1 protein-coding gene and 1 pseudogene are annotated in these 1,865 nt (G+C 74.5%); one reads left to right on the top strand and one right to left on the bottom strand.

All coding sequences use genetic code 11. The features are described from left to right. A partial coding sequence (locus D7V97_RS42720; protein ID WP_120616238.1) for an NAD(P)/FAD-dependent oxidoreductase occupies positions 1-884 on the top strand: 884 nt, incomplete at its 5' end. 21 nt (positions 885-905) lie between these two features. Here D7V97_RS42720 and D7V97_RS42725 read toward each other — a convergent pair. Continuing rightward, positions 906-1,865 (bottom strand): annotated as a pseudogene (locus D7V97_RS42725) (penicillin-binding protein 1C); the annotation flags it as partial.

The raw sequence follows: 1,865 nt of genomic DNA on the forward strand, positions 1-1,865 counted from the left end.
GGCCGGGCGGACGGCTGTCCACACGGAAGAACGCGGACGGGGGCACGTTCGACCACGGGGCGCAGTACTTCACCGCGAGGGATCCGCTCTTCGTCGCGCAGGTGGAGGCGTGGGTGGCGGAGGGCGTCGCGGCGGAGTGGCATGGCCGCATCGGGACGCTGGAGCGCGGCGCGGTGACGCCTTCGGCGAAGGAGTCCGTGCGGTACGTGGGCGTGCCGGGGATGAACACGGTGGCGCAGGGGCTCGCGGACGGGCTGGACGTGCGGAGTGGCGTCCGGGTGGAGCGGCTGGTCCGCGAGGGCCGGGCGTGGCGGTTGGGTTCGGAGACGGGCGAGGATTTGGGATTGGCGGAGGTGGTGGTGGCCGCGGTGCCCGCGCCTCAGGCCGTGCCGCTGCTGGCCGGTGCGCCCGCATTGGCGGAGCAGGCGAAGGGGGCCCGGCTGTCGCCGTGCTGGGCGGTGATGGCCCGGTTCGACGCGCCGGTGGCATTGGCGCTCGATGGGGCGTTCGTGAAGGACTCTCCGCTGTCGTGGGTGTCGCGCGAGATGAGCAAGCCCGGGCGGCCCGCGGGAGAGCGGTGGGTGCTGCACGGGTCGCCGGAGTACAGCGCGGCGCACCTGGAGGAGACGCCGGAGCAGATGGCTCCGAAGCTCGTGGAGGCGTTTGCTCGGGCCCTGGGCACGGACGTGCGCGCGGTGGAGGCGGTGGCGCATCGCTGGCGCTATGCGATGCCTTCGCCGCCGTTGGACACGCCCGCGCTGTACGACGCGGACACCGGGCTGGGGGCCTGCGGAGATTGGTGCGCGGGGCCCCGCGTGGAGGGCGCGTTCCTCAGTGGCGTGGCGCTGGCGCGGCAGGTGGCCGCGGGTGTTCGCGGCGCGTGACGACGCAGCGACACAGGTGCCTCAGTTGCGCTCGCGCACCACCAGCGTGCGCCTTGCGGTGAGGCCCCGGTCGTCGGTGACGAGGATGTCGTGGGTCCCCACCGTCGGCTGCCACCAGAGGCGCTCGGCAGCGCGGGCGGTGCCCAGGAAGGCTCCATCCACGAACCAGGTCAGCTCCCGGTCGTGCGCGGCCTCCGCTTCCAGCGGCACCTTCTGCTCCCTCTCGGACATGCCGGGGATGAGCAGCGCCACCTGTCCTTCCGGGGGCGAGAGGATGGTGGGCGTGTCCCGCTCCCCTCCCGCGACGCAGCCGGGTGCCAACGGCGGCGGCTCCGGGAGCTGACGCTGCTGCTCCGCGAGCCAGCGGCGCAGGCTGGACGGCCAGGAGAGATACACACGCGACTCCGTGCGGCGTCCCTCGCGGCACCCCGGCCCCACCGACAGGCCCGCGTCCACGTCCACCTCCACGCGCTGGTGGTACGGACACGGCGTCGTCGGCACCGCCGTGCGCACCGCGTCCACCGTCTTGCGCTGCAGGCACGCGTCCGTGGGCACCTGCCCCGAGTACGCGCACACCTCCACGCGCACCAGGTCCTTCGGCGGCGCCGCGTCCTCCTCCTGCAACAGCGTGCCGCGCGGACCCACGCCCTCCAGGATGTCGAACAGCAGCGGGGCCGCGTTCTCCGCGCCCACCAGGTGGACGCTGGACGCGTGGTCGAAGTTGCCCAGCCACACCACCGCCGTGTGCTTCGGCCCGGAGCCCGCCGCCCACGCGTCCCGGTTGCCGAAGCTCGTGCCCGTCTTCCAGTGCACCCGCGCCGGCAGGCCCGTGAGCCGCCGCCGCTCCGGGAAGTCCGGCCGGTCCCTCAGCGACAACGCCTGCCGCGTCAGCCACGCCGCACCCGGAGACACCAGCGCCCGGGGCGCCTTCGCCGGCACCTCCTCGTCGAGCACGCGCAGCGGCCGCGCCCGCCCATCCCC

It is taken from the genome of Corallococcus sp. CA053C, assembly GCF_003611675.1.
In the GTDB taxonomy this organism is placed as follows: domain Bacteria; phylum Myxococcota; class Myxococcia; order Myxococcales; family Myxococcaceae; genus Corallococcus.